The organism is Sphingopyxis sp. (assembly GCF_035944815.1).
In the GTDB taxonomy this organism is placed as follows: Bacteria; Pseudomonadota; Alphaproteobacteria; order Sphingomonadales; family Sphingomonadaceae; genus Sphingopyxis.
This window is the reverse complement of record NZ_DASZAU010000013.1, coordinates 395,895-420,113: the sequence shown is the minus strand read 5'-3', so window position 1 is coordinate 420,113 and position 24,219 is coordinate 395,895. Positions and strand designations below refer to the sequence as shown.

Sequence of the window (24,219 nt, the reverse complement as noted above, 5' to 3'; positions counted from 1 at the left end):
GCGCCTAGCTGAACAGGCTCGACAAGACGAACATCGCGGCGAGGCTCTCGACCATCGCGCGCGAGGCGTGGCCGAAGGCGCGGAGCCGCCCGCATTTCAGATGCTGGTTGAACCACGCCGTCTGCAAAAAGCCGAACCACAGGAGCCCGGCCAGCGCGAGCGCCCAGCCCGCAAGCAGCGACCAGCTGTGCGCGAGCTTGATCAGGATCACCGCGCTCCCCAGCACCATCGCCAGCACCGCGGCGACATAGCATTGGCTGTAAAAGGGCGCGCGCAGCGTATCGCGGTTGACCTGAAGTTTCTGCGCGCGAACCATGCGCGTCGCCATCATCACCGGGAACAGGCTGTAGGTCACGATCCGCAGCATGATCAGGTCGGTGTTGTTGCTGACAAAGGCCGACAGCCCGACCTTGCTCATGACCACCGCGTCATTGCCGACCAGCGCGATCTCGGCGGCATGGACGATGATCAGCGACAACAGCAGGAACAAAGGCGGGCTCAGCGTGTCGGTATATTGCTGGTCGCTGGCATCGCCCTGCTCGCTGTCCGAATAATCCATCATCTGCAGCGGCCGCACGAGCGTGCGCCACAGCGTGATCGGATAGAAGACGAGCCACGACATCACCTCGTACAAAAGCTCGTCGAGCGATTGCAGGAGGTTGAAGAAATTCATGCGGCCGCGTCCACGACTGGCGATGCCGGCCCATTGGAAAGCCAGCGCGCGAAATTACGGACCGTCGTCGGCTGGCTCCGGTCCCAATTCGTCCAGTGATGCCAGTCGAGCCCCCGGCTTTCGCAATAATGTTCGAGCCAGTCCTGCGGCTCCTCATCGTCGATCGACAGGTCCTTCAGGAAATCATCGTCGGGATGCGGTGTGAGCCCGGCGTGCCAATACGCCCACTCGGGCACCAGTTCGTCCCACAGAAACTCCGCAACATCCGGTTCGCAATCGTTGGCCAGCATAGTGATGAACTGCTCGCGCCCGACATTCTCGCGCCGGACCGCCAGCGCCGCCACCTGCCGTTTGTCACGCCGCGAGACGATGAGCGAATAGATCAGGAACAGTCCGACGCAACCGGCGGCGAACCACCAGCCGTTCAAGCCCGCGCGCCCGCTTCCTCGACGCCCGCGCTGTTGTGGCGCAGCGCCTTCAGCACGGTATCGACGATCTGCGGCGCGTTGAGCCCCGCTTCGTCATATTGCAGCTCGGGCTTGTCCTGGTCCTGGAAGACGTCGGGAAGGCGCATCGTGCGCAGCTTCAGCCCCGCGTCGATCAGCCCCTCGTCGCTCGCGAGCGTCAGCACATGCGCGCCCAGCCCGCCGATGCTGCCTTCCTCGATCGTCACGCAAACCTCGTGCGCGGCGAGCGTCTTGCGGATCAGCTCCTCGTCGAGCGGTTTGGCGAAGCGGAGGTCGATCACGCTCGTCGAAAGCCCGCGCGCTTCCAATGTATCGGCGGCTTTCAGCGCCTCGGCGAGCCTTGTGCCGAGCGAGAAGATCGCGACCGTCTTGCCTTGGCGCACGACGCGACCCTTGCCGATCTCCAGCTTCTGCGGAACCGCAGGCAGCGCCACGCCGGTACCGTTGCCGCGCGGATAGCGGAAGGCGATCGGCCCCGCGTCATATTCGGCCGCGGTATAGGTCATATGGACCAGCTCGGCCTCGTCGGCCGCCGCCATCACGACCATGTTCGGCAGTGTCGCCAAATAGGTAACGTCGAACGACCCCGCATGCGTCGACCCGTCGGCGCCGACGAGCCCCGCACGGTCGATCGCGAAACGCACCGGCAAATTCTGGATCGCCACGTCATGCACGACCTGATCGTAAGCGCGCTGTAGGAAGGTCGAATAGATCGCCGCGAACGGCCGCATGCCCTGGGCGGCGAGCCCCGCGGCGAAAGTCACCGCATGCTGTTCGGCAATCCCCACGTCGAAGCTGCGGTCGGGATGCGCCTTGGCAAATTTGTCGACCCCGGTCCCCGACGGCATCGCCGCGGTGATCGCGACGATCCTTTTGTCGGTTTCGGCGAGCTTCGCCAGCGTTTCGCCAAAGACATTCTGGTACGACGGCGGCCCCGGCGGCGCCTTCGCCTGCTCGCCGGTGATCACGTCGAATTTCTGGACGCCATGATATTTGTCCGCCGCGGCCTCGGCAGGCGCATAGCCCTTGCCCTTCACGGTGACGGCATGGATCAGCACCGGGCCATGGTCGCTGTCGCGGACATTTTCGAGCACCGGGATCAGATGGTCGAGATTATGCCCGTCGATCGGCCCGACATAATAAAAGCCGAGCTCTTCGAACAAGGTCCCGCCCATCGCCATGCCGCGCGCATATTCGTCGGTCTTCTTCGCCGCCTTGTGCAGCGGCTCGGGCAGCTTGCGCGCGAAGCGCCGCGCAATCTCGCGCAACTCGACGAAGGGCCGCGACGACACCAGCTTGGCGAGATAGGCGCTGAGCCCGCCCACCGGCGGCGCGATCGACATGTCGTTGTCGTTGAGGATCACGATCAGTCGGTTGCCCGCCTGCTGCGCATTGTTCATCGCCTCATAGGCCATGCCCGCCGACATCGACCCGTCGCCGATCACCGCGATCGCGCGGCCCGGCGCATCGGTAAGCTTGTTCGCGATCGCAAAGCCCAGCGCGGCGCTGATCGAGGTCGAGCTGTGCGCCGCGCCGAACGGGTCATACTCGCTCTCGCTGCGCTTGGTGAAACCGCTGAGGCCCCCGCCGGTGCGCAAGGTGCGGATCCGGTCACGCCGCCCGGTGATGATCTTGTGCGGATAGCATTGGTGGCCGACGTCCCACACGATCTTGTCGCGCGGCGTGTCGAACACATAATGGAGCGCCGTCGTCAGCTCGACGACACCCAGCCCGCTGCCCAGATGGCCACCGGTGGTCCCGACGGCCGAAATCATCTCGGCGCGCAGTTCGTCGGCGAACTGGCGGAGGTCTTCGGGCTTCAGCTTGCGGAGGTCGGCGGGGACATCCACCGTGTCGAGCAGCGGCGTATGCGGACGGTCGGTCATCGCGCCGTCATACTGCCAAGCGCATGGGGTGTCGAACGAAAAGGGGCCGCCTCAACGCCGCGCGATCGCCGGGTTGCGGATATCCTCGACCAGCCGCCAGCAACCGCCGGCGGGTTCGAAGACCAGCGAACCGCTCGTCCCGACCCGCTCGATCAGCGTTCCCGGCCCGTCGCCCTCGCCCGGTTCGAAGCGCCCCTCGGTCCAGTCGGCGCGGCGGCGGCCGCCCGGCGCATCGTGGAAATCGACCTCGACATAGGCGAGCAGCGCCGGGTCGCCGCCGCCGGGCGCCTCGAACGCCCGGATCGACGGCCCCGTGACATAGCTATAGTCGATCATCGCGATCGGAAAATCGCCGCGGTCGAGATAGGCCGCCGCCGGGACGTCGCGCGTCCGGCCGCCCTCGGTCACGCGGACGCGCGCGGCGCTGTGGCGTTCGCGCACCGCGCGGCTGTTGGCAAAGGGCCAGACGAAGGCCGGAAAATCCTGCGTATCGCACGCGCCCTTCGCTTCGGTGAGGTGAAAGCGATCGCTTTCGTCCGGTGTCGTATCGGCCGCCCATGCCGTCGATGCGAACAGCCCGAGCGCCGCCGCCATCAGCCGGCCGATATGTCGTTCAGTCCTTGTCATCGTGGCTTGTCTCCTCTTCGTCGGCGGCGTGCCTTGCCGCGTCGACCTGCGCATAGAGGCCGCGAACCATCAAATCTGTGAACACGAGCATAACCCCGATCATTCCGACGAGCAGCGCCACCGCCGCCACCGGAAAGGGCCCGATCGCCGCGATCGTGCCGCGCCGCATCAGCACGGCGAGCAGCACGGCCGCCGCCATCAGCGCATAGCCGGCGAAACGCCCGGCGCGGGTCACGCGCGTCCTCCCGGCTGCCGCCCGATCGTGCGGATGTTCATACGCGCGACAGCCTTGACGGCACAATATTGCTCCCGGCTGCAACGGAACCAAAGGCGACGGGGCCGGGTATGGCAAGGGAATGCTGGTGCATGAAAGCCACGATGAAAGCAAAAGCCGCGCGGGGCAAGACGAAGCCTTTGCAATATCAGGACGATCACCTACACCCCCGCGCAGAGGGGCAAGAATATAGGATGCATATGCCCGATTTGACGCCGCTTTTCCGAATTGTCCGTCCGCGGCGTTCGATCCGACTATTTTCCGCGCTCGCCATGGCCGGCTTCGCCGCGCCCGCGTCGGCCGAAGAGGCCGCGCTGCCTTATGACCTGACGGAAACCGACGATATGGCGTTTCCCGGCGCAGCTGAAACGCCGCCGGCGCGCTATATTCAGAGCGGCGACATCGACGAAAATATCCTGCTACCCGGCGCGCGCACCGACGATGACGACGACGCGGACCGCAAATGGTCGCGCGACTATTTCGCCGTCGCGGCGGGGGTGATGAGCACCCCCGATTATAACGGGTCCGACGACCGCCGCTTCCTGCCCGCCGTCTACCTGCGCGGCCGGTACGAAGGCTTTTCCTTTTCGACCCGCGGGACCAATTTCCAGGTCGACCTGATCCGCCATCGCCGCGGGCAAAAGATCGACTGGAAATTCGGGCCGATCGTCAGCCTGCGCGCCGACCGCACCGGCAGCGTCAAGGATCCGCGCGTCGACCTGCTCCCCGACCGCAAGATGGCGGTCGAAATGGGCATCTTTACCGGCGTCACCAAGACCGGCGTCATCACCAGCGCCTATGACCAGATCGGCTTTCGCGTCGTCGCGCTCAAGGATATCTCGGGCCGGCACGGCAGCTGGACCGCCTCGCCGACGATCGATTACGGCACCCCGCTGTCGAAACGCGCCTTTGTCGGCATCTCGGCATCGATGAACATCTATGGCAAGGGTTTCGGCCGCTATTATTTCGACGTCGACCCGCTCGGCAGCGCGGCGAGCGGCCTGCCCGTCTATACCGGCGCCGGACAGAAGGCGACGATCGGCAAATATACGCTCGGGATGGCGGGCGCCTATGCGCTGTCGGGCGACCTTCGCAAGGGCTTCGTGCTGATCGGCGGCGCGCAATATGGCCGCATGGGCGATCGCTACGCCGATTCGCCGATCGTCGCCGACGCCGGCAGCGCCGATCAATGGCTGTTCGGCGGCGGCCTCGCTTACCAGTTCTGACGGTTTTCTAGCGGAAGCTGCCGATTGAGATTCTGCACCCCGGGGAAAGCCGGGGCCCACCACCCCAAATCCGCCGCTTGCTCCGCCGGCACCGCTCAGAAAATACCTGCCGCAATCCCCTCGGCCAGCGCCGCCCCAAGGTCGCGCGCTTCGGCAAGGCGGTCTTCGGCGATCGTCTTGGGCGCAAGAATGGTCTCGGGCGTCTGCGCGGCGGTGTTCACGATCAGCGGGTCGGCGACGCGCTTCAGCCGCCAGCCGGTCGCGATGCGGTCGAGCTGGCGCTGCGCATTTTCGCCGTCGGACCCCGCGCAGATGATCGTCGCATAGGGACGCCCTTCGAGCCGGCCGAGGCACGGGTAATAACAGCGGTCGAACATCTCCTTCATCGCGCCCGACAGCGCAGCGAGATTTTCGGGACCGACGAAGAGATAGCCGCCTGCGGTTTGCAGCAGGTCCGGGGTGACATCGTCTGCGGCGACAAGCCGGGTCCCGTCCGCAACCCCGGCGGCCGCCTCGGCCAGCGCGCGGCTGCCGCCGGTGCGGCTGTGCCAAATGACAAGAAGTTTACATTCTTCCATGCGCCGATCCTCTATCCTGCCCCCGCCGGCATCGCCGGCCCCTCGCTTGCCAAGCCGCGCGGCGCGACGCAAGCTGGGCGCCAACAGGGGGAGAGAGATCATGCGCCGACTGACCACCGTGCTGCTCGCGGGCTGCCTGCCGTTCGCAGCGCTCGCGCAGGATGCCGCGAGCGAGGCGACGCGAACCGCGCAGGCCGAGATCGCGGCGCGCCTGCCGCTGGACGATCCGCGCGACGAGGCCAATGTGCTGCGCGGCAAGCTCGCCGAGATTCCGGGCGGCGTCATCACGGACAAGCAGGGCAAGACGGTGTGGGACCGGCGCCCCTATGCCTTCCTCGATACGAAAGAGGCGCCCGACACGGTCAACCCGTCGCTGTGGCGGCAGGCGCGGCTGAATGCGGTGCACGGGCTGTTCGAGGTCGTGCCGGGCAAGATCTGGCAGGTGCGTGGTTACGATATTTCGGTGATGACGATCATCCGCGGCAAGAGCGGATGGATCGTCGTCGACCCGCTCTTGTCCGAGGAAGCGGCGGCGGCGAGCTGGAAGCTGTTCGCCGACACGGTCGAGGCGAAATCGGGCAAGCTGCCGATCAGGGCGGTGATCTTCAGCCACAGCCATAGCGACCATTTCGGCGGCGTCGGCGGCATCGTCACCCCCGAGCAGGTGGCGAAAGAGAAGATCCGCATCATCGCGCCGCACGGCTTTTCGGAGGAAGCGACGTCGGAGAATGTTCTCGCGGGCGGCGCGATGGGGCGGCGCGCGCTCTATATGTTCGGCGCGATCCTGCCGCCGGGGGCGCAGGGGCAGGTCGACACCGGGCTGGGGCCGAAGCTGTCGTCGGGCACCGTCGGCTATATGGAGCCGACCGAGACGTTAAGCGAAAAGGGCGGGACGCTGACGATCGACGGGCTGGTCTTCGACTTCCTCGACGCAGGCAGCACCGAGGCGCCGTCGGAATTCGTCTTCTACATCCCCGCCTACAAGGCGCTGCACACGACCGAGGTCGTCACGCACACGCTGCACAATGTGCTGACGCTGCGCGGGGCGCAGGTGCGCGATGCGCTGCACTGGTCGAAGGTGATCGACGCGATGCTGCTGAAATGGGGCGGCACCGCCGAGGTTGCGCTGGCGTCGCACCACTGGCCGACATGGGGCGCGGGCGAGGTATCGGCGCTGCTCGCGAACCAGCGCGACGCGTATCGCTATGTCCACGACCGCACGCTCTTTCTCGCCAACCGCGGCGCGACCTTGCACGAGCTCGCCGACCAGACCGCCGAGGCGCCGGTGCAGGCGGGCGATTTCGCAACCCGCGGCTATTATGGCACGGTCAATCACGACATGAAGGCAGTCTATCAGCGCTATTTCGGCTGGTGGGATGGCAATCCGGCGAATTTCAACCCGCTGCCGCCCGAACAATCGGCACCCAAATATGTCGCGCTGGCGGGCGGGGCCGACAAGCTGCTCGCGGCGGGGCGCGCGGCATTGCAGGCAGGCGACTATCGCTGGGCGGCCGAGCTCTTGAACAAGCTGGTGTTCGCCGATCCCGGCAACAAGGAGGCGCGCGCGGCGCTCGCGTCGGCGTACGACCAGATGGGCTATCAGGCCGAATCGGGCGCCTGGCGGAACTATTATCTCGCCGGTGCGGCGAGCCTGCGCGGCAATGCGGTCGACGCGGTGACCGGCAACGGGCAGAGCCGCAGTTTCGTCAGCGCGATCCCGACCGCGGTGTTTTTCGATGCGCTCGCCACGCGCTTCGATGCTGCGAGAGGACGCGCGGTTAAAGGCACGTTCCAGTTCGTGCTGCCCGACAGCAAGGAGGCGGTCGCGGTGGTGGTCGGCGGGGGCGTCGAATTCCCGCGCTATGGCGTGACCGACCCCGCGCCGACCGCGACGGTGACGATCGACCGCAAGATCCTCGACGAGGCGATGATGGGGCGCGCGCAATTCCCCGCGCTGATCCAGTCGGGCGCGATCCGCATCGACGGCGACCGCGCCGCATTCCTGTCGTGGTTCGCGCTGCACCCGCCCGGCGACCCGCGCTTCAATGTGGTTGTGCCATAGGCCTCTAACACGGTAACGGGGAAGAATGACCGACGCCCCGACCGCGCACCCGACCGATCCGTTCGACGCAGAGGCGATCAACGCCGCCGAAGGGCTCGACCCGGTCGACCCCGCCTATGCGCAGGTGCTCCGCATCACGACCGCGCTCAACCTGATCCCGCTCGCGATCGGGGCGAGCGTCTTCGACTATCTGCTGATCCGCCATATCGAGGGCCCCTATGGCCTGATCACCGCGCTCGCCTGGCTGGCCGCAACCCTGATGATCGTCAGCTTTCCGGCGCGGCGTATGCAGCGCTGGGGCTACAAGATCGGCGAGGGGCAGCTTCGCGTCGCGCGCGGCTGGCTGTTCCGCACCGATACGATCGTCCCGTTCGTGCGCGTCCAGCATATCGACGTCGGACAGGGGCCGGTCGAACGCTGGTTCGGGCTGTCGCACCTGATCGTACACACATCGGGCACGCACAACAGCACGGTGACGCTGCCCGGCCTCCGCAGCGACCTCGCCGCCGCGATGCGCGAGACGATCCGCCGCCATATCCAGACCGATTTCGCATGAGCGACGCCGTCGCCATAACGACAGCCGAAGCCGAGCCGGACTGGCAGCGGCTGCACCCCGCGACGCTGGCGCTCTCTGTCGTCGAACTGGGACCGCGCTCGCTGCAATTCCTGCCTGCGGTCGCCGCGTTGGGCTTTACCGGCAACTGGATCTGGATCGTCCCCGCGATCGGCGCCTTCCTGCTGATCTCGCTCGCCGCGGCGTGGTTCCAGTGGCTGCGCTTCCGCTTCCTCGTCGGCGACGACGAGGTGGTGATCGAAAGCGGCGTCTTTTCGCGCCAGCACCGCACCATCCCGTTCGACCGCATCCAGGACGTCAGCATCGAACAGGGGCTGGTGTCGCGCGCGCTCGGCATCGCGAAGGTCGGGTTCGAAACCGGCGCGGGCGGCAAGGAGAATGACGCGAGCCTCGACGCGATCGCGCTCGACGCCGCGCAGGCGCTGCGCACGACGATCCGCGCGCATCGTAGCGGCGCGGCCCCGGCGCCAGCAGCCGCCGATGCGCCCGATACGGCCGATGCGGCGCAGCCCGACGACCGGCTGCTCTTCGCGATGGGGCCGGGGCGGCTGCTCGTCGCCGGCCTGTTCAATTTCTCGCTCGCCGCGCTCGCCGTGGTCGGCGCGGGCATGCAGTTTTTCGACAATCTGCTGCCGTTCGATTTCAACATCTTCAACCCGATGGACTGGATCGACCTTGCCGAGGATTACGGGCTCGACCAGTGGCTGCTCGCGCACCGCTGGATCGCGGCGGTCGGCGGCATCGTCTCGCTGTTGCTGATCGGCTTCGCGAGCGGGATCGCAACGATGTTTTTCGCCAACTGGGCGTTCCGGCTGACGCGCGAGCCGCGCGCGCTGCGCCGCACGCGCGGGCTGACGACGCGCACCGACGTCGCGGTCCCCGTCAAGCGCGTACAGGCGGCGATCGTCGTCACCGGATGGCTCCGCCAGCGCTTCGGCTGGCACGAACTGCGCCTGCAGAGCCTTGCCAGCGACGGCGAGAAGGAGCGCGACCATCAGGTCGTCCCCTTCGGCAAGCTGGGCGAGGTCGACCCGGTGCTCGCCGAGGTCGCGATCGCGCGGCCCGGCGCCGATGCCCCTTGGCAGCACAGCCACCGTATCATCGCGCTCGGCGGGCTCATCGGCGCGCTCGGCGCGACGACCGGCGGGCTGATCGCGGTCTCGCTCGGACAGCCGCTCGGCTGGTTCGGTCCGCTCGCCGGGCTGCTGATCGGCGCCGGATCGCTGATCGGCGCGCGCTTCCACCGCTGGACCGACATGCCCGATCAGGTCGCGATCCGCCGCGGGCTGTGGAAACCCAAGATGACCCTGCTGCCGCACGCGTCGGTGCAGAGCATCGATCTCAAGACCGACTTCATCCTCCGCCCGCTCGGCCTCGCAACGCTCGTCTTCGGCGTCCCCGGCGGCAGCTCGCTTGCGAGCCACGAAATTCCCGCCATCCCGATCGCCACTGCACGGATGCTGCGCGACCGCATCCTCGCCGCGAGGACCCGGCGATGAGCGACACGGCCCTCGGCATCACCCGTTCGATCCTCGGCCAGCCCTGGCACTGGCGCCGCGCGAGCGCCGACATGGCGTCCGAAAATCTGGCGCCCGACGATCTGGTCACGCAATTGCTGCTCGCGCGCGGGGTGCCGCGCGACGACCTCGACCGCCAGCGGACGCCTACCTTGCGCGGTTTCATGCCCGACCCGTCGCTGTTCCGCGACATGGACGCCGCCGCCGCGCGGCTGGCCGACGCGGTCGAGAAGGGCGAAGCGGTCACCATCTTCGGCGATTATGACGTCGACGGCGCGACCTCGGCCGCGCTGCTCGTGCGGCTGCTGCGCGCGCTCGGGCTACCGGCGGGCGCCTATATCCCCGACCGGTTGATGGAGGGCTATGGCCCGTCGGGCGCCGCGCTGGTGAAGATCGGCGAGGCCGGATCGAAGCTGGTCGTCACCGTCGATTGCGGCGCGCAGGCGTTCGACGCGATCGCCGAGGCCAATGCCGCGGGGGTCGAAGTGATCGTCGTCGACCATCACCAATGCGCGACCAGCCTGCCCGCCGCGCTCGCGCTGGTGAACCCCAACCGGCTCGACGAGGAACCCGACGCCGCGATCCACGGCAATCTGGCGGCGGTCGGGGTCGCCTTCCTGCTCGGCGCCGCGCTGCTCCGCACGCTTCGCGCACGCGGCTTTTTCGCGAACCGCGACGAGCCCGCGCTGATCGACCTGCTCGACCTTGTGGCGCTGGGCACCGTCGCCGACGTCGCGCGGCTCACCGGATTCAACCGCGCGCTGGTGACGCAGGGACTGAAGGTGATGGCACGGCGCGGCAATATCGGCCTCGCGGCGCTGATGGACGCCGCGCGCCTCACCAAGCCGCCGGGCGCGAGCGATATGGGCTTTGCGCTCGGCCCCAGGATCAACGCCGGCGGGCGCGTCGGCAAATCGGACCTCGGTGTCCGGCTGCTCACCACCGGCGACCCGCAGGAAGCGGCCGAAATCGCGCAGGAGCTCAACCGGCTGAACGAGGAACGGCGCGCGATCGAGGCCGCGGTGCTCGAACAGGCGATCGACGCGAGCGCCGCGTGCGGCAACGCCCCCGTCGCGATCGTCGCGGGTCAGGGCTGGCATCCGGGCGTGATCGGGATCGTCGCCGGGCGCCTCAAGGAGCGCCTCCACCGCCCCGCGATCGTGATCGCCCTCGACGAGGATGGCGTCGGCAAGGGATCGGGCCGCTCGATCGGCGGCGTCGACCTGGGCACCGCGATCCTCGCCGCGAAAGAGAGCGGCCTGCTCGTCGCGGGCGGCGGGCACGCGATGGCGGCCGGCCTCACCGTCGCCGCCGACAAGGTCGATGCCCTCGGCGCCTTCCTGAACGACCGGCTCGCCGCCGACGTCGAACGCGCGAGCGGCGACAAGTCCTTGCTGATCGACGCGGTGCTTGCGCCGCGCGGGATCAATCCCCTGTGGTGCGACGCGATCGAAAGCGCCGGCCCCTATGGCGCCGGCTGGCCCGCGCCGCGCGTCGCCACCGGCCCGGTGCGAATCGTCGAATCGGGAATCGTCGGGACCGACCATGTCCGGTTGATCGTGTCGGGCGACGACGGCGCGCGCTTCAAGGCGGTCGCCTTTCGCAGCGCCGAGACCGAGCTGGGGCAGACGCTGCTCAACGCGCGCGGACGCAAGCTGTGGCTCGCGGGCCGCGCAAAACGCGACGATTGGGGCAGCCGGCCCGCCGCCGAACTGCATCTCGAGGATGCGGCCTGGGCCGATTGAAGGCAGATCGGCGGCCGGCCGCCATGGCGCAACGCAACATTTTTGCGTGCGAGCGCGCCACTGCGCTTGACCGCACCGGAACGCCCGTCTAAGGCGCCCGCTCACCGATCAGACGGCCCCTTCGTCTAGCGGTCTAGGACGTCGCCCTTTCACGGCGAAAACACGGGTTCGAGTCCCGTAGGGGTCACCATCGGTCACGGGAGCGGTCGGCTCCCCTTTCCGCAAATTTCCGACCCGAAGGCCCCTTCGTCTAGCGGTCAGGACGCGGCCCTCTCACGGCTGAAACACGGGTTCGATTCCCGTAGGGGTCACCAGAATTTCCACGCATGTTTGCCCCGCTTCAGGGGGCGACCGCCGCGCGAGTTCGGCGATTTCGGTGACAGTTTACCTAACCCCTGATTGATCGGTCGCAGAGCCAGGTATCTTGGCGGTGGATTGACGCACGGGGTCGAGCACCCACGCCCTGTGTAGCGCGGCAAAGGACGACGTTGTACCGTTCGTCGGCGCCCGACCGCGTGGGCGACTTTACCGCCTTCCTTGACGAGGCGTTCGACGAAGCCTTTACCTATGCCGCCGTGCGCAAAGCCGAAAGCATCGGTCGGCCCATTGGTTCACCTCAATGGCTGGACGATATGGAAGCCCGGACCGGATTGGTCCTGAAGCCCGGAAAACGGGGACCAAAGGCAAAAAGGGCATTTTGGGGTTAGGTAAGCTGTCACCGTAATCCCAGCAAAACGGGGGCCGAAGAAAAGAGAATTAAGTGCACTGTCACCGTAATCCCGGACCGCACATCAATGTGTGGGATTTTCGGTATCAGAAAGGGCCGGAATCTAGATCCCATATCGAGTTTCAAGGCACGAAAAAAGCAGTTGACAATATATTGAAGAGATTCAACGATGAGTGATACAGTATTTATTTCTAATATTATTAGCAATAATATTGACGGCATAGAATTTTGCTATTACGATACTTTTTTTGAAAGATTGAGGATTAATTTCCCATTTTATGGAACGCAGATAAATTATGATTTGTTGAAAAACCTTAGGATATGCGATTCAGATTACATCGATGAAAAGTTATGCATATCATTTATAAATGAAATATTGGATGATGGATTGATAGCTGGCGAATCTGTCTGCTCTGGAGACGCGTGCACTGAGGGGGTAATTAAGTGCAACGTTAATAAAATTTCAAATTTGTTGCCTGATTTGCTTTCCTATCCTCAATATTACTATATATCTTCTCCAGATTTCGATTGGATTATTGTTATAACAATGAGGCTGATAGCATTCGGATTTTCCCCCGTAGTTCATATTCAATAGCAATGTAATCGGAATTACGAATTACGGTGGAATTACGGTGACAGTGCACTAAATTGACATCTGTGGCGGTATCGGCCACCCATATCGAATGGCCCGTCTTGCCCGCTACGTTCTGCCTGGCATTCCGCACCACGTGACGCAGCGCGGCAATGGGCGGCAGCAGACTTTCTTCTCCGATGGCGACTACGCGGCCTATCGCGATCTGCTTGCCTTTCATTGCGCCGCCCATGGCGTGGCGGTGTGGAGCTGGGTGCTCATGCCCAACCATGTTCATCTCATCCTGGTGCCAGACCACATCGACGCCCTGCGCGGGGCGTTGTCGAAGGTGCACCGCGCCTATGCCGGGCGCATCCATGCGCGGGAACAGCGGACGGGCCATTTCTGGCAAGGCCGGTTCGGCTGCGTCGCGATGGACGAGCCGCACCTGCTGGCGGCCTTGCGTTACGTCGCCTTGAATCCCGTTCGGGCGCGCCTCTCTGGGCGGGCCGAAGACTGGCCCTGGTCGAGTACCCGCGCATTGCTCGATCCGGAGCGCGGCGACGGTCTGACCGATATCGCGCCAGTGCTGCAGCGGGTGCCGGACTTTGCCGCGCTGTTACAAATTGGGGAAGACGCCGACCTCTCCGCCGCCTTGCGGCGTTCGGAGACCACAGGCCGTCCGGTGGGATCGAGTGCTTTTCTCGAACGGGTCGAGGCAATTCTGGGCCGAGATCCTAGGCCAGCAAAACGGGGGCCGAAGAAAAGAGAATTAAGTGCACTGTCACCGTAATCCTCACCGTAATCCAAGTGCACTGTCACCGTAATCCGTAATCCGTAATCATAATCCTGTCGTCACCGTAATCCTGTCACCGTAATCCCGATAGGGATGGTGTTTTGCGAATGGGCGCCTCTTCGAACAACCCTCGATCCCTCGGGCATACAAGAACATCAACGACGCTGAAGATTGGGGGAAATCCCGCATTCATCGATGCGAATGAGGAGCTATGATCGGGTAGCTGAGGAGAACCGAAAATGAGCATCCTGCCACTGAGCAAAGAACCGCAACCCGACGAGGCGGAGTTCAACGCCTTCTTCCCATCGAAATTCTCGCTGAGCCAGTTCACCAGCGCGAAAAGCGATCTCGACGGCGCCGATTATGCGCAGCCCTACACGGGCACGCGCCGCATTCTCGTGATCGGCACCGACGAACGCTATTTGATGATGGAGAACGGGACGCTGTTCTCGACCGGCAACCATCCGGTCGAGACACTGGTGCCAATGTATCACCTGCACAAGGCGGGGTTCGAGTTCGACATCGCCACGGTGTCGGGAAATCCCGTCAAGTTCGAGTTCTGGGCGATGCCAAAGGAGGACGAGGCCATTACCGGCTTGCACGAAGCGTATCTGGAGGGTTTCCAGAAGCCGCTGAAGCTCGCCGACATAGTCGCCGGTCTGGGGCCGGACAGCGACTATGCGGCGGTGTTCATCCCCGGCGGTCACGGGCCGCTCGCGGGCCTGCCGTTCAGCGACGAGGTGGGCGCAGTGATCCGTTGGGCACTGGACAACGACCGGCATATCATCTCGATCTGCCACGGTCCCGCCGCTCTGCTCGCCTGCACCCCCAAGGTCGATGGCGAGCCGTTCCCGCTGGCAGGCTACAGCATCACCGCGTTTCCGGACTCGGCCGATCGCCAGACACCCGATGTCGGCTACATGCCCGGACATCTCACCTGGCATTTCGGCGAGAAGCTGAAGGCGCTGGGCGTCACCATCCTCAACACCGAGGTCGACACGTCCACGCATCAGGATCGCAAGCTGCTGACCGGCTCCAGCCCCTTCGCCGCGAACAATCTCGGCAAGCTGGCGGCCGAGACACTGCTTGCCGAGATGGCGACCGCCTGACGATGGGCGGGGCGGCGCTGACTGGCGCGGCAGCGACCGTCGCAGCTATCGAGGCTTGCACGGACGAGGATTTGCTCCACGACACGGTGCGGGCCTTTGCGGCCCCGTTCGGCTTCGACCGCTTCGTTGTCTATACCGCCCCGCCACCCGGCGATGGGGCGGTCGATCGCATCCTGTGGATCGAAGGCGACTGGTTTGAAAGCGGCCGGGAGGTCACTCCGGAAACCTATCTGGCGCGCTGCCCGGTGAACCGGCACGTGCTGGAAACGGATCAGCCGTTCTTCTGGACGAAGATCGGCGGCGCGGAGCATGAGACCTACCGTGTGGTGGCCCATCCGCACGGCCGCGGCCTGCACGGCTTGCAAGTGCCGGTGTTCGGCCATGCCGGGCTGACCGGTGCAGTCAGCTTCGGCGGCCGGTCGATCGACAGTTCGGTCGATGCGCGCTTGGCCTTGACGCTGGTTGGCACAGTGGCGTTCCGCGCGGCCGAACGGCTCGTGGGGCCGATCACGGCAAAGGGCGCGCCGCGGCTTTCCAGGCGGGAACGCGAGGTGATCCGCTGGATCGCATCGGGCCGCCGGCAAGCTGATGTCGCGCTGCTGCTCGGCCTGTCGGAACGCACGATCGAAAACCACCTGCGCCGCATCCGCAACCGGCTCGGCGCCGCCAGCACCGCTCAGGCTGTTCACCTGATGATGCGCGCGGGTGAGCTGGACAGGTGATGCGACCGGCACCGCACCTTCAAGGAAGATCGAGATGAGCGAGCCGAACCCTTCCCGGGAAGACGCCCATGATTTCATCGGGCGATTCTCGCTTCTCGTCAGCCAATGTGCCTGAGTCATTGAAAGCACTTCAAAGGAAGGTGGGGCTGCGGGGGAATACGAGACGGGAATTACGGAGACATTTTACTTACCCCCAAACTCACGCCCCTCTGAAAAACCGCTGTCCTACAATATCGGCGTGCTTTAGCCTCCTCGCCATGGCGCCCTCCGTCTCTCTTTCGCTTCCCCGCATGCGCTGTCCCGCGCCCGCGGCACAGCTGTTGCGGCGGTCGCTTAAAGCCACAAAAGCCCCATGTTCGATGCGTCGATGCGGGGCTTTTGTGGCTTTAAGCGCGCGGCAGAGGCCGGGGCACGGCTCCCGCCGTGAGCGATCTTCGCCACCTTTCCCCACCCCCGAAATGGAACGGTGCGACAGGATATCGGAAGAATGACGATGGCACCGGTGAAATCGATGCTCGCGGCCGCCGGCCTGACGCGGCTCGAATATATCAACCCGCGCGCAGTGAGGGACGAACGCCGTCCCGAAGGGAGAGAGATATGACGTTCCTGAGCCTCGCCTTGCTCGCCATGCAGCCGGCGCCCCCCGCCACGCCGCCAGCCCCGGCACCCGTTGCCGCGCCGGTCAAATGGGCGACGAAGGAGGGCGACGTCGCGATCCGCGATTTCCGTTTCCGGTCGGGCGAGACGATGCCGACGGTCCGAATGCACTATACGACGCTCGGCACCCCGCACCGCAATGCGAAGGGCGAGATCGACAATGCGGTGATGGTCCTCCACGGCACCGGGGGCAGCGGCAAGCAGTTCCTCCAGCCGCAATTCGCCGACGAGCTTTATGGCCCCGGCCAGCCGCTCGACATCGATCGCTATTATATCATCCTGCCCGACAATGTCGGCCATGGCGCCTCGTCGAAACCGTCCGACGGCCTCCGCATGAAATTCCCGCAATATGATTATGCCGACATGGTCGACCTGCAGCACCGGATGCTGACCGAGGGACTCGGCATCAAAAAGCTGCGCCTGATCATGGGCACCTCGATGGGCTGCATGCACGGCTTCATCTGGGGCGAGACCTACCCCGACTTCGCGAGGGCGCTGATGCCGATGGCGTGCCAGCCGGTCGAGATCGCGGGCCAGAACCGCATGTGGCGCCAGCTCCTGATCGACGGGATCAAGGCCGACCCCGCATGGATGGGCGGCGAGTATAAGAGCCAGCCGCTGCTGGGGCTGCGCACCGCGGCGTCGCTGTCGGTGATCGCGGGCGGCGCGCCGCTCAACCTCCAGAAAAATTACCCGACGCGCGATGCCGCCGCGGCCTATGCCCGCGAACGCGTCGAGCGCGACGTCGCCAGCCGCGACGCCAACGACATGATCTATCAGTTCGAATCGTCGCGGACCTACAATCCCTGGCCGGAGCTCGAAAAGATCACCGCGCCGATGACGTGGATCAACTCGGCCGACGATTTCATCAACCCGCGGAACCTGCCCTATCCCGCCGAGGCGGTGAAACGCATGCCCAACGCGCGCTTCCGCCTGATCGCCGAAAGCGACGAGACGCGCGGCCATGGCACGCACACATGGGCGGTCCACTGGAAGGCCGACCTGATCGACCTCATCGCGCGCAGCGGCGGCTAGCCCTTCGCAAATCGCTCAAACCAGCCCTGCCATCCGCATACGCGCCCTCATCGCCGCGACGAGCAAGCGCACCGCGGGCAAAGCCGCGCGCGACGGTTCGAACAGCAGGTGCACCGGCAGCGCGGGCGGCTGCTCGTCCGCCAGCAGCGAAATCAGCCGCCCCGTATCGACCGCCGCGCTCGCCTGGTAACTGAGCAGATTGGCCATCCCGAGCCCCGCTTCGGCCGCCGCCAATATGCCGTCGACGGTGTTGAGCACCAGCCGGGCACGCGGCTCGATGCGCCAGCGGCCGCTCGCGAACTGCCATTCGCCCGCCGCGCGCGGCCCCATCGCGGCGATCAGGTCGTGCCCCGCCAGGTCGGTCACGCGCGCCGGCGCGCCGCGCCGCGCGAGGTAGGCGGGGCTCGCGATCAGCATTTGGCGCACCCGGCCGATCCGCACCGCTTTCAGGCTCGAATCTGCGAGCGGACCGATCCGCACCGCGACGTCGATCCCCTCCTCGACGATGCGCACATTGCGGTCGATCAGCATCATCCGTACCGCGAGCTCGCGGTGCTGCGCCATCAGCTCGCCGACGACGGGCAGCACATGCAGCCGTCCGAACATCACCGGTGCAGTCAGGTGCAATTGCCCGCGCGGTTCGGCCTCGGCGCCGCGCAGCTCGCGCTCGGCGCCCGCAAGGTCGGCAAGGATACGCCGCGCCTGTTCGAGGAACGCCGCGCCTGCATCGGTCAGCGCCACCGCGCGCGTCGATCGGTGGAACAGCACCGTCCCCAGCCGCGCCTCGAGCGCCGCGATGCCGCGCGTTACCGCGGGCGGCGAGCTGCCGAGCTTGCGCGCCGCCGCGGCAAAGCCGCCTTCGTTCGCGACCGCGACGAACATCTCAAGCGTGAGCAGGCGGTCCATAATTATTCCACTTACCGGAATTAACTCCTTCGATATTCCATGATTATCGCATCCTGCGCAACGACCTAAATCCACGTTCGAAAGGACGTCCCGATGGCGCAGAATTACCGGCAAACCCTGTTCGACGATGCGGTGAAGGCCGAGCAGGAACGTCATGGCTCACGCGCATCCTACGCGAAAATGGATCTGGGCGCCGACGGGACCCCCGACACGCTGACCGCGCGCGAGATCGCCTTCATCGAGGAGCGCGACAGCTTCTACATGGCGAGCGTCAACGCCGAAGGCTGGCCCTATATGCAGCATCGCGGTGGCCCCGCCGGCTTCCTCCGTCACATCGCCGGCAACCGCATCGGTTTCGCCGACTTTCGCGGCAACAAGCAATATATCAGCACCGCGAACCTCAAGGGCAATGATCGTGTCTCGTTGTTCCTGATGGATTATCCGAACCGCGAGCGGCTGAAGCTTGTCGGCCATGCGCAGAGTGTCGAGCTCGCCGACGATCCCGCGCTCGTCACCTCGCTGATGCCCGAAGGCTATCACGCGGCGCCCGAGCGCGCCTTCCTCATCGATGTCATCGGCTGGGAGTGGAATTGCTCGCAGCATATCACGCCGCGCTTCACCGAAGCCCAGATTTCCGCCGCGATCCGGCCGATGGCGGACGAGATAAACCAGTTGCGCGCCGAGATTGCGGCGCTGCGAGCAGAGAAGGAAGACCCATGAAAGAATCGCTGACCCAGGGCGCCCACCATATCGGCCTCGCCGTACGCGATATCGTCGAGGCGCGCGATTTCTTCGTCGAAGCGCTGGGCTTCGCCGTCGCCGCCGAACGCCCCGACTATCCCGCGATCTTCGTCTCCGACGGCACAACCCTGCTCACGCTCTGGCAGGTCGCCGATCCGTCGAGCGCAACGCCTTTCGACCGCCGCGCGAATATCGGCCTCCATCACCTCGCGCTGCGCGTCGCCGACCTCGATGCGCTGCGCACCGTCTTCGCCCGCGTGCAGGGGCATCCCGGCGCGGTGATCGAGTTCGACCCCGAACCGATCCGCGAGGGCGCGACGACGCATCATTTCATCTGCGCGATGCCCGGTGGTATCCGGATCGAATTCGCCACCCCCTTCGCCTGAGGAGCCCGCCATGCCCTACGTCAATATCCGCATTACCCGCGAGGGCGCGACGCCCGCCCAGAAGGCCGAGCTGATCGCCGGCGTCACCGAATTGCTCCAGCGCGTCCTGAACAAGAACCCGGCGACCACCGTGGTCAATATCGACGAGGTCGATTTCGAAAATTGGGGGATCGGCGGGCTGCCCGTCCTCGACTATCGTGCGGTGCAAGCCGCCAAGGAGCCCGACCGATGACCGCCAGCAACGCCCCGACTTTCGCGACGATCATGTTCCTGACCGGGGTCGGCATCCCGATCCTCGCCGCGCTGAACGGCGGGCTCGGGGCGCGGCTCGGCAGCCCGATGGCGGCCTCGATGATCCTCTTCGGCCTCGCCTTCCTGATCGCGACGACGGGTGCGCTGCTGACGGGATCGGCCGGCCAGATCCGCTTCACCTCGGACATTCCCGCGCATTTCTATTTCGGCGGGCTGTTCGTCGCTTTCTACGTGATCGCGGTGACCTTCATCGCGCCCAAATTCGGCGTCGGCAATGCGATCTTCTTCGTGCTCGTCGGCCAGTTGGTGAGCGCGGCGACGATAGACCATTTCGGCCTGTTCGGCGCGCTGCGCTCGGCGATCGACCTTAAACGCGTCGCCGGAATCTCGCTGATGATCGCCGGCGTCTACCTCGCGCGCCGTACCGGCTGAAGGCCGGTTTCGGACATTCCCGATATCGTCACTCCGGACTTGATCCGGGGTCCCGCTTGATGTCGAAACCTGCGCTCGTGTCATAAGAAGCGGGATCCCGGGTCAGCCCGGGATGACGAAGGGAATCGCACGAACCCCCGCTCCCCACCGCCAAACCGGCAACCCTAAATCTTCCCGCGTACCCCTAGGAAGAAGCGTCGGCCCAGATAGTCATATTGCGTCCCGAACGCCGGCGCCTGCCCGATCACCGGCGGCGTCGCATTGACCACGGTCGACACGCGCGGCGGCGCGGTGTCGAACAGGTTGGCGACCCCCAAGGTGATGCGGAAGCGGTCGGCGACATCGCGGCTCAGCGACAGCGAGTGATAGAAGGTCGCGGGCACGCTGACGTCGGGGCAGAACCGCCCGCCCGGACGGAAGCTCGACGTGCGACAGGCATCGCCGCCCTGCGCGCGCAGCAGATCCTTCATGTTTGACGCCGCGCCGGTGACATCGAGCCCGTAAAAGAGCGTCCAGCCGTCCTTCATCCAGCCGAGGTTGAAATCGCCGACCCACTTCGGATTGCCGATCTTGCCATTGTCGTCGATCGTCGTGCCGGGGAACAGCTCGACCTTGTCTTCGATCTGCCAGGTCATCTGCGCGCGCAAGGTGAGCGCGCCGAGCTTGCCAAGGTCCTGGTCGACCGCCAGCGACAGATCGACGCCGCGGTTCCGCTGGCGGCTGACGTTGACATAACGGTCGGTCACCGTCGCGACGCTCTGCGCGTCGGGGCCCGCGGCCGTGCGCGTGAACAGGCCGCAAAAGGCATCGGCCCCGAAATTGTCCGAATCATAGCAGCTGGTCAGAATGTTGGTCGCACCGAGCAGCGTGATCTCGTCCTTCACCTTGATGTCGAAATAATCGACGGCGAGGCGCGTCTTGAGCCCGCCCCACAGCGCCCCCGACAGATCGGGGGTCAGGATCACCGACACCGTTTTCGCGGTCGAGGTTTCGGGCTTCAGCCGGCCAAGCCCGCCACCCGAGGTGATCGTCGCGGGGCCGACGCCCCCCGCATAATTGGGGCCGATGCCGTCGGCGGCGCAATTGGCGAATATGCGCTGGCTGATCGCCCCCGCCGCGAGCCGCGCCGCGGTCTGGATGCACGGATCGATGTCCTGCTGGCCGAGGAAGCCCGTCTGGTCCTGCAGGAAGAGTTCGAACAGCGCGGGCGCGCGGAACGAGGTGCCCCAGGTACCGCGAAAGCGCAGCCAGTCGTTGACCGCCCAGTCGGCGCCGACCTTCCACGTCGTGTCGCTGAAATTGTCCCGTGCGCCGGTGCGCGACGTCGCCTCGACATGCGTGTAGCGCGCCGCGCCCGACAGCGTCAGCCGCTCGATCATCGGCACGCCTTCGAGCAAGGGCAGTTCGATCTCGCCGAACAGCTCCTTCGATACGGTGCGCCCGGCGGTGATGCCCGAGGTCGTGAAATTGGCGACATTGCCCGCCAGCGTCGCTTCGCCCGGCGTGTCGTCAATCTCGTCGCGGCGGATATTCGCCCCGAACGCCGCGCCGACCGGCCCCGCGGGCAGGGTGAATAATTTGCCCGTCACCAGCGCCTCGGCCGACGTCTGCTTGAACAGCGTCCGCCCCGTCTCGCGGCCCATCAGGAAGGCGCGCTCTTCCGGCGTGAAATCGCCGCGCAGCACGCGCGGATCGGTAAAGTCGATGTCGATGCACTGGACATCGCGGATCGCCGTCCGCGTTCCCGCGCACGAACGCGTGCGCAGCGTCTGCGACGCGATCGCATCCTGATAGATGACATCCTGCGTATAGCTGGCATCGGACCGGCTGTGCTGGCCATGGACGTCCCATTTCCACCCGCCGCCAAATTCACCGCGTAGCCCGAGCACGCCGCGATAATAATCGACGTCGGCCGCGCTTTCGCTTTTCACCAGCACGCGCGGGCGCAGGATCAGATTGCCCGCAAACTCGCCGTTGAGCGGATCGCCCACGTCGTTGGGGTCGCAATTATAGGCGGTCGGATCGCACAGGAAAAAGGGCAGCATCGACGCGCCGGTGAACTGCTGGAGCTCGATGCGCTGGACGCCATTGTTATGCGACTTGCGGTTGCTGAACAGGAATTCGCCATAGGCGGTGATGCCGCCCGCCACCTCATAGGCGCCCTCGATAAAGGCACTCACGCGGCGCACGTCCGAAAAGACGTCCATATCCTGTTCAACCGGCTCGAACTGGTTGAGCGCGCCGGTCGACGGGCCATCGAAATTGACCCCGTAGAAATTGGCCGGCCCGGCCACGCCGATCGGGTTATACGCATTGATCGGAATGCCGACGCCCGCAAATTCATTGCCATATTGGCCGGCGAAGATCGCCTGCCCGTTCGGCGCGATCAGCCCGGGGCCAAAGGTCGGAAAGCCGTTTTCGTCGACCCCCGAAAAATCGCCGAACACGATCATGTTCGCCTGCGTGCTGCTGCACGCCGGGCGCCCGGTGCGGAAATCGACGATATCGGCGGGGCTGCCGTCGGCCTCGCGCTTCAGATATTCTTCGGAGCAGAAAAGGAAGCCGCGGTCGCGGCGGGTGAGATTCTGCTGGCGGAAATAATCGACCGTCGCAAAGATATGCCCGCGGTCGAACTTTTTGCCGAAACTCGCATCGACCCCATAGCTTTCGCCGCCGCCATGCTCGGTGACCGACGAGAAGCCGCCGCCTTCGAAGCCGTCGAGGTCGTCGCGGGTCAATATGTTGACCACCCCCGCCACGGCATCGGATCCATAGATCGACGAGGCGCCGGTCTTGAGTATCTCGACCTTCCGGACCACCGAAAGCGGCAGGACATTGAGGTCGAAGGGCGCGACCGAGCCGCGAATCCCCGCCGGGCCCGCGCGGCGGCCGTTGATCAGCACCAGCGTGCGCTCGGCGCCGAGGCCGCGCAGCGACACGCTCTGCACATCATTGCCGCCATTGGCGACGAAGCGGTTCGAAATCGCCGAAGTAATCTGGATCGATCCCTGCGCCGCGGGCGTCCGTTGCAGCACGTCGGCGAGCTGGACCTGCCCCTGCAATTTCGCCGTCTCGGGGTCGATGACCTGGATCGGATCGGCGCTGGTGAACTCGCTTTTCGCGATGCGCGACCCGGTGACGATAATCTCGCTTTCGTCCTGCGCCATGGCGGGCGACGCCGCGAGCGCGAGGACCGAAGCCGTCGCCGCCAGCAACGCCTGCGAGTGGGTGCCTGATTTCATTGTCCTTTTTCCGACTTAAAAGTTGATCACGCCCCCCGGCGCGTCGGAAATTACCGCCAAGGGCGTTTCGATATGGTTACCAAGGCGGTAAGTTTTCGCACCGCGCGGCGCCCGCTTGTCGTGCGCGCGCGGCGCGGCTAGGCAGGCGCGCGAAAGGATCGGCGCGATGAGCAAGGCAATGGGCGAAACGCTGGGACGGCTCGAAGCGGTCATCCATAACCGGCTCGCTGCGGGCGAGGCCGAGGCCTCCTATGTCGCGAGCCTCGCCGCGAAGGGCCGCGGCAAGATCGCGCAAAAACTCGGCGAGGAAGCCGTCGAGGCGGTGATCGCCGCGGTCAGCGAGGATGATCCCGAACTGATCGGCGAGGCGAGCGACCTCATCTTCCACCTCTCGATCCTCATCGCCGAGCGCGGCCTGACATGGGACATGATCGCCGCCGAACTCGACCGCCGCCACGGCACTTCGGGCCACGCCGAAAAGGCCGCCCGCCAGTAACGACAGGAATCCTCCATGCCGATCGACGCGACCCTCCCCTATGACAAGACCAATATTTTCGCACGCATCCTGCGCGGCGAACTGCCGTCGAAGACCGTCTATGAGGACGAGTATGCGCTCGCCTTCCACGACATCAACCCGCAGGCGCCGCTCCACATCCTCGTCATCCCCAAGGGCCGCTATGTCAGCTGGGACGATTTCTCCGAACGCGGCAGCGACGCCGAAATCGCCGGCTTCGTCCGCGCGGTCGGCAAGGTCGCGCGCGATCAGGGCCTCGTCGCGCCCGGATACCGCCTGCTCGCCAACGTCGGCCTCGACAGCCACCAGGAAATCCCCCACCTCCACGTCCATATCTTTGCGGGACAGCCGCTCGGCCCGATGCTCGCGCGCTGATTTTCCGATTTGTCTGTGATCCCGGTCACAGCATTTTCCCGAAGCGCGACTAACCGTGTGCGATGCGCGGCGACGGGTGGACTCTTCCCCCTGTTTCCAGCAGGATAGAGGTTCGGGCCGAACCG

25 protein-coding genes and 2 tRNA genes are annotated in these 24,219 nt (G+C 65.4%); 19 read left to right on the top strand and 8 right to left on the bottom strand.

Going from position 1 to position 24,219, the window contains the following annotated elements; genetic code table 11:
• Nucleotides 1-4: 4 nt before the first annotated feature.
• The 5 genes from VGU00_RS19400 to VGU00_RS19380 are packed head-to-tail and all read right to left on the bottom strand — an operon-like array spanning nt 5 to nt 3,888.
• Nucleotides 5-673: a hypothetical protein gene (locus VGU00_RS19400; RefSeq protein ID WP_327471486.1), complete on the bottom strand. Its 669-nt coding sequence runs from the start codon at nt 671-673 to the stop codon at nt 5-7.
• A complete protein-coding gene (locus VGU00_RS19395; protein WP_327471484.1) occupies nt 670-1,101 on the bottom strand; it encodes a hypothetical protein in 432 nt (143 codons plus the stop codon). The genes VGU00_RS19400 and VGU00_RS19395 overlap by 4 nt, the downstream gene beginning before the upstream one ends.
• Entirely contained in the window at nt 1,098-3,026 is a 1,929-nt protein-coding gene (gene dxs, locus VGU00_RS19390) for a 1-deoxy-D-xylulose-5-phosphate synthase (protein WP_327471482.1), read from the bottom strand. Before dxs ends, VGU00_RS19395 begins: the two co-directional genes overlap by 4 nt.
• 51 nt (nt 3,027-3,077) lie before the next feature.
• Complete coding sequence (locus tag VGU00_RS19385; RefSeq protein WP_327471480.1) at nt 3,078-3,653, bottom strand: hypothetical protein; 576 nt, start codon at nt 3,651-3,653, stop codon at nt 3,078-3,080.
• Nucleotides 3,640-3,888, bottom strand: a complete 249-nt coding sequence (locus VGU00_RS19380) for a hypothetical protein (RefSeq protein ID WP_327471479.1) — start codon at nt 3,886-3,888, stop codon at nt 3,640-3,642. Before VGU00_RS19380 ends, VGU00_RS19385 begins: the two co-directional genes overlap by 14 nt.
• A 311-nt stretch (nt 3,889-4,199) precedes the next feature.
• Here VGU00_RS19380 and VGU00_RS19375 point away from each other — a divergent pair, with 311 nt between their 5' ends.
• A complete protein-coding gene (locus VGU00_RS19375) occupies nt 4,200-5,153 on the top strand; it encodes a MipA/OmpV family protein (protein WP_327471477.1) in 954 nt (317 codons plus the stop codon).
• A 95-nt stretch (nt 5,154-5,248) separates the two neighbouring features.
• On the opposite strand, the gene VGU00_RS19370 is transcribed toward VGU00_RS19375, so the two are convergent.
• The gene (locus VGU00_RS19370; protein WP_327471475.1) at nt 5,249-5,731 is read right to left on the bottom strand and encodes a flavodoxin family protein; all 483 of its coding nucleotides are present in this window, start codon (nt 5,729-5,731) and stop codon (nt 5,249-5,251) included.
• Between the two features lie 100 nt (nt 5,732-5,831).
• Here VGU00_RS19370 and VGU00_RS19365 point away from each other — a divergent pair, with 100 nt between their 5' ends.
• The 12 genes from VGU00_RS19365 to VGU00_RS19310 all read left to right on the top strand — a co-directional run bounded on the left by VGU00_RS19365 (nt 5,832) and on the right by VGU00_RS19310 (nt 17,246).
• A complete protein-coding gene (locus VGU00_RS19365) occupies nt 5,832-7,793 on the top strand; it encodes an alkyl/aryl-sulfatase (RefSeq protein ID WP_327471473.1) in 1,962 nt (653 codons plus the stop codon).
• A gap of 25 nt (nt 7,794-7,818) precedes the next feature.
• Nucleotides 7,819-8,349, top strand: coding sequence for a PH domain-containing protein (locus tag VGU00_RS19360; protein ID WP_327471471.1), 531 nt, complete (start codon nt 7,819-7,821; stop codon nt 8,347-8,349).
• Entirely contained in the window at nt 8,346-9,866 is a 1,521-nt protein-coding gene (locus VGU00_RS19355; RefSeq protein ID WP_327471469.1) for a PH domain-containing protein, read from the top strand. Before VGU00_RS19360 ends, VGU00_RS19355 begins: the two co-directional genes overlap by 4 nt.
• Nucleotides 9,863-11,629 carry a single-stranded-DNA-specific exonuclease RecJ gene (gene recJ, locus VGU00_RS19350; RefSeq protein WP_327471467.1) on the top strand — a complete coding sequence of 589 codons (1,767 nt, stop codon included), beginning with the start codon at nt 9,863-9,865 and terminating at the stop codon, nt 11,627-11,629. The genes VGU00_RS19355 and recJ overlap by 4 nt, the downstream gene beginning before the upstream one ends.
• Nucleotides 11,630-11,743: 114 nt before the next feature.
• Nucleotides 11,744-11,819: transfer RNA gene (locus VGU00_RS19345), tRNA-Glu, on the top strand.
• Nucleotides 11,820-11,868: 49 nt separating this feature from the next.
• Nucleotides 11,869-11,943 (top strand) — tRNA-Glu (locus VGU00_RS19340).
• Nucleotides 11,944-12,117: 174 nt separating this feature from the next.
• Nucleotides 12,118-12,336: a hypothetical protein gene (locus VGU00_RS19335; protein ID WP_327471465.1), complete on the top strand. Its 219-nt coding sequence runs from the start codon at nt 12,118-12,120 to the stop codon at nt 12,334-12,336.
• A gap of 189 nt (nt 12,337-12,525) precedes the next feature.
• The gene (locus VGU00_RS19330; protein WP_327471463.1) at nt 12,526-12,951 is read left to right on the top strand and encodes a hypothetical protein; all 426 of its coding nucleotides are present in this window, start codon (nt 12,526-12,528) and stop codon (nt 12,949-12,951) included.
• A gap of 88 nt (nt 12,952-13,039) precedes the next feature.
• Nucleotides 13,040-13,720: a transposase gene (locus tag VGU00_RS19325; protein ID WP_327471461.1), complete on the top strand. Its 681-nt coding sequence runs from the start codon at nt 13,040-13,042 to the stop codon at nt 13,718-13,720.
• A 242-nt stretch (nt 13,721-13,962) separates the two neighbouring features.
• Nucleotides 13,963-14,832 carry a glyoxalase III HchA gene (gene hchA / locus VGU00_RS19320; RefSeq protein WP_327471459.1) on the top strand — a complete coding sequence of 290 codons (870 nt, stop codon included), beginning with the start codon at nt 13,963-13,965 and terminating at the stop codon, nt 14,830-14,832.
• Between the two features lie 2 nt (nt 14,833-14,834).
• Nucleotides 14,835-15,554: a PA1136 family autoinducer-binding transcriptional regulator gene (locus VGU00_RS19315; RefSeq protein WP_327471457.1), complete on the top strand. Its 720-nt coding sequence runs from the start codon at nt 14,835-14,837 to the stop codon at nt 15,552-15,554.
• Between the two features lie 597 nt (nt 15,555-16,151).
• Nucleotides 16,152-17,246 (top strand): alpha/beta fold hydrolase, encoded by a 1,095-nt coding sequence (locus VGU00_RS19310; RefSeq protein ID WP_327471455.1) that lies wholly within the window; start codon nt 16,152-16,154, stop codon nt 17,244-17,246.
• A gap of 15 nt (nt 17,247-17,261) precedes the next feature.
• Here VGU00_RS19310 and VGU00_RS19305 read toward each other — a convergent pair whose 3' ends face one another.
• Entirely contained in the window at nt 17,262-18,152 is an 891-nt protein-coding gene (locus VGU00_RS19305; RefSeq protein WP_327471453.1) for a LysR family transcriptional regulator, read from the bottom strand.
• Between the two features lie 93 nt (nt 18,153-18,245).
• On the opposite strand from VGU00_RS19305, the gene VGU00_RS19300 reads away from it, so the two are divergent.
• The 4 genes from VGU00_RS19300 to VGU00_RS19285 are packed head-to-tail and all read left to right on the top strand — an operon-like array spanning nt 18,246 to nt 19,963.
• Entirely contained in the window at nt 18,246-18,872 is a 627-nt protein-coding gene (locus VGU00_RS19300) for a pyridoxamine 5'-phosphate oxidase family protein (protein ID WP_327471451.1), read from the top strand.
• Nucleotides 18,869-19,279 (top strand): VOC family protein, encoded by a 411-nt coding sequence (locus tag VGU00_RS19295; RefSeq protein WP_327471449.1) that lies wholly within the window; start codon nt 18,869-18,871, stop codon nt 19,277-19,279. The genes VGU00_RS19300 and VGU00_RS19295 overlap by 4 nt, the downstream gene beginning before the upstream one ends.
• Before the next feature lie 10 nt (nt 19,280-19,289).
• Nucleotides 19,290-19,511 (top strand): 4-oxalocrotonate tautomerase family protein, encoded by a 222-nt coding sequence (locus VGU00_RS19290; protein WP_327471447.1) that lies wholly within the window; start codon nt 19,290-19,292, stop codon nt 19,509-19,511.
• Nucleotides 19,508-19,963 (top strand): DMT family transporter, encoded by a 456-nt coding sequence (locus tag VGU00_RS19285; protein WP_327471445.1) that lies wholly within the window; start codon nt 19,508-19,510, stop codon nt 19,961-19,963. Before VGU00_RS19290 ends, VGU00_RS19285 begins: the two co-directional genes overlap by 4 nt.
• A gap of 164 nt (nt 19,964-20,127) precedes the next feature.
• On the opposite strand, the gene VGU00_RS19280 is transcribed toward VGU00_RS19285, so the two are convergent.
• Nucleotides 20,128-23,205, bottom strand: coding sequence for a TonB-dependent receptor domain-containing protein (locus tag VGU00_RS19280; RefSeq protein ID WP_327471444.1), 3,078 nt, complete (start codon nt 23,203-23,205; stop codon nt 20,128-20,130).
• A gap of 166 nt (nt 23,206-23,371) precedes the next feature.
• Between VGU00_RS19280 and VGU00_RS19275 the strand changes: the two genes are divergently transcribed.
• Nucleotides 23,372-23,701 carry a phosphoribosyl-ATP diphosphatase gene (locus VGU00_RS19275; protein WP_327471442.1) on the top strand — a complete coding sequence of 110 codons (330 nt, stop codon included), beginning with the start codon at nt 23,372-23,374 and terminating at the stop codon, nt 23,699-23,701.
• A 15-nt stretch (nt 23,702-23,716) separates the two neighbouring features.
• Nucleotides 23,717-24,094 carry a histidine triad nucleotide-binding protein gene (locus VGU00_RS19270; RefSeq protein ID WP_327471440.1) on the top strand — a complete coding sequence of 126 codons (378 nt, stop codon included), beginning with the start codon at nt 23,717-23,719 and terminating at the stop codon, nt 24,092-24,094.
• Nucleotides 24,095-24,219 lie beyond the last annotated feature (125 nt).

Coding starts and splice junctions, on each gene's coding strand:
- VGU00_RS19400 (WP_327471486.1), bottom strand. CDS start 673: ATGAATTTCTTCAACCTCCTGCAATCGCTCGACGAGCTTTTGTACGAG.
- dxs (WP_327471482.1), bottom strand. CDS start 3,026: ATGACCGACCGTCCGCATACGCCGCTGCTCGACACGGTGGATGTCCCC.
- VGU00_RS19385 (WP_327471480.1), bottom strand. CDS start 3,653: ATGACAAGGACTGAACGACATATCGGCCGGCTGATGGCGGCGGCGCTC.
- VGU00_RS19375 (WP_327471477.1), top strand. CDS start 4,200: ATGGCCGGCTTCGCCGCGCCCGCGTCGGCCGAAGAGGCCGCGCTGCCT.
- VGU00_RS19370 (WP_327471475.1), bottom strand. CDS start 5,731: ATGGAAGAATGTAAACTTCTTGTCATTTGGCACAGCCGCACCGGCGGC.
- VGU00_RS19365 (WP_327471473.1), top strand. CDS start 5,832: ATGCGCCGACTGACCACCGTGCTGCTCGCGGGCTGCCTGCCGTTCGCA.
- VGU00_RS19360 (WP_327471471.1), top strand. CDS start 7,819: ATGACCGACGCCCCGACCGCGCACCCGACCGATCCGTTCGACGCAGAG.
- VGU00_RS19355 (WP_327471469.1), top strand. CDS start 8,346: ATGAGCGACGCCGTCGCCATAACGACAGCCGAAGCCGAGCCGGACTGG.
- recJ (WP_327471467.1), top strand. CDS start 9,863: ATGAGCGACACGGCCCTCGGCATCACCCGTTCGATCCTCGGCCAGCCC.
- VGU00_RS19330 (WP_327471463.1), top strand. CDS start 12,526: ATGAGTGATACAGTATTTATTTCTAATATTATTAGCAATAATATTGAC.
- VGU00_RS19325 (WP_327471461.1), top strand. CDS start 13,040: ATGGCCCGTCTTGCCCGCTACGTTCTGCCTGGCATTCCGCACCACGTG.
- hchA (WP_327471459.1), top strand. CDS start 13,963: ATGAGCATCCTGCCACTGAGCAAAGAACCGCAACCCGACGAGGCGGAG.
- VGU00_RS19315 (WP_327471457.1), top strand. CDS start 14,835: ATGGGCGGGGCGGCGCTGACTGGCGCGGCAGCGACCGTCGCAGCTATC.
- VGU00_RS19310 (WP_327471455.1), top strand. CDS start 16,152: ATGACGTTCCTGAGCCTCGCCTTGCTCGCCATGCAGCCGGCGCCCCCC.
- VGU00_RS19305 (WP_327471453.1), bottom strand. CDS start 18,152: ATGGACCGCCTGCTCACGCTTGAGATGTTCGTCGCGGTCGCGAACGAA.
- VGU00_RS19300 (WP_327471451.1), top strand. CDS start 18,246: ATGGCGCAGAATTACCGGCAAACCCTGTTCGACGATGCGGTGAAGGCC.
- VGU00_RS19295 (WP_327471449.1), top strand. CDS start 18,869: ATGAAAGAATCGCTGACCCAGGGCGCCCACCATATCGGCCTCGCCGTA.
- VGU00_RS19290 (WP_327471447.1), top strand. CDS start 19,290: ATGCCCTACGTCAATATCCGCATTACCCGCGAGGGCGCGACGCCCGCC.
- VGU00_RS19285 (WP_327471445.1), top strand. CDS start 19,508: ATGACCGCCAGCAACGCCCCGACTTTCGCGACGATCATGTTCCTGACC.
- VGU00_RS19280 (WP_327471444.1), bottom strand. CDS start 23,205: ATGAAATCAGGCACCCACTCGCAGGCGTTGCTGGCGGCGACGGCTTCG.
- VGU00_RS19275 (WP_327471442.1), top strand. CDS start 23,372: ATGAGCAAGGCAATGGGCGAAACGCTGGGACGGCTCGAAGCGGTCATC.
- VGU00_RS19270 (WP_327471440.1), top strand. CDS start 23,717: ATGCCGATCGACGCGACCCTCCCCTATGACAAGACCAATATTTTCGCA.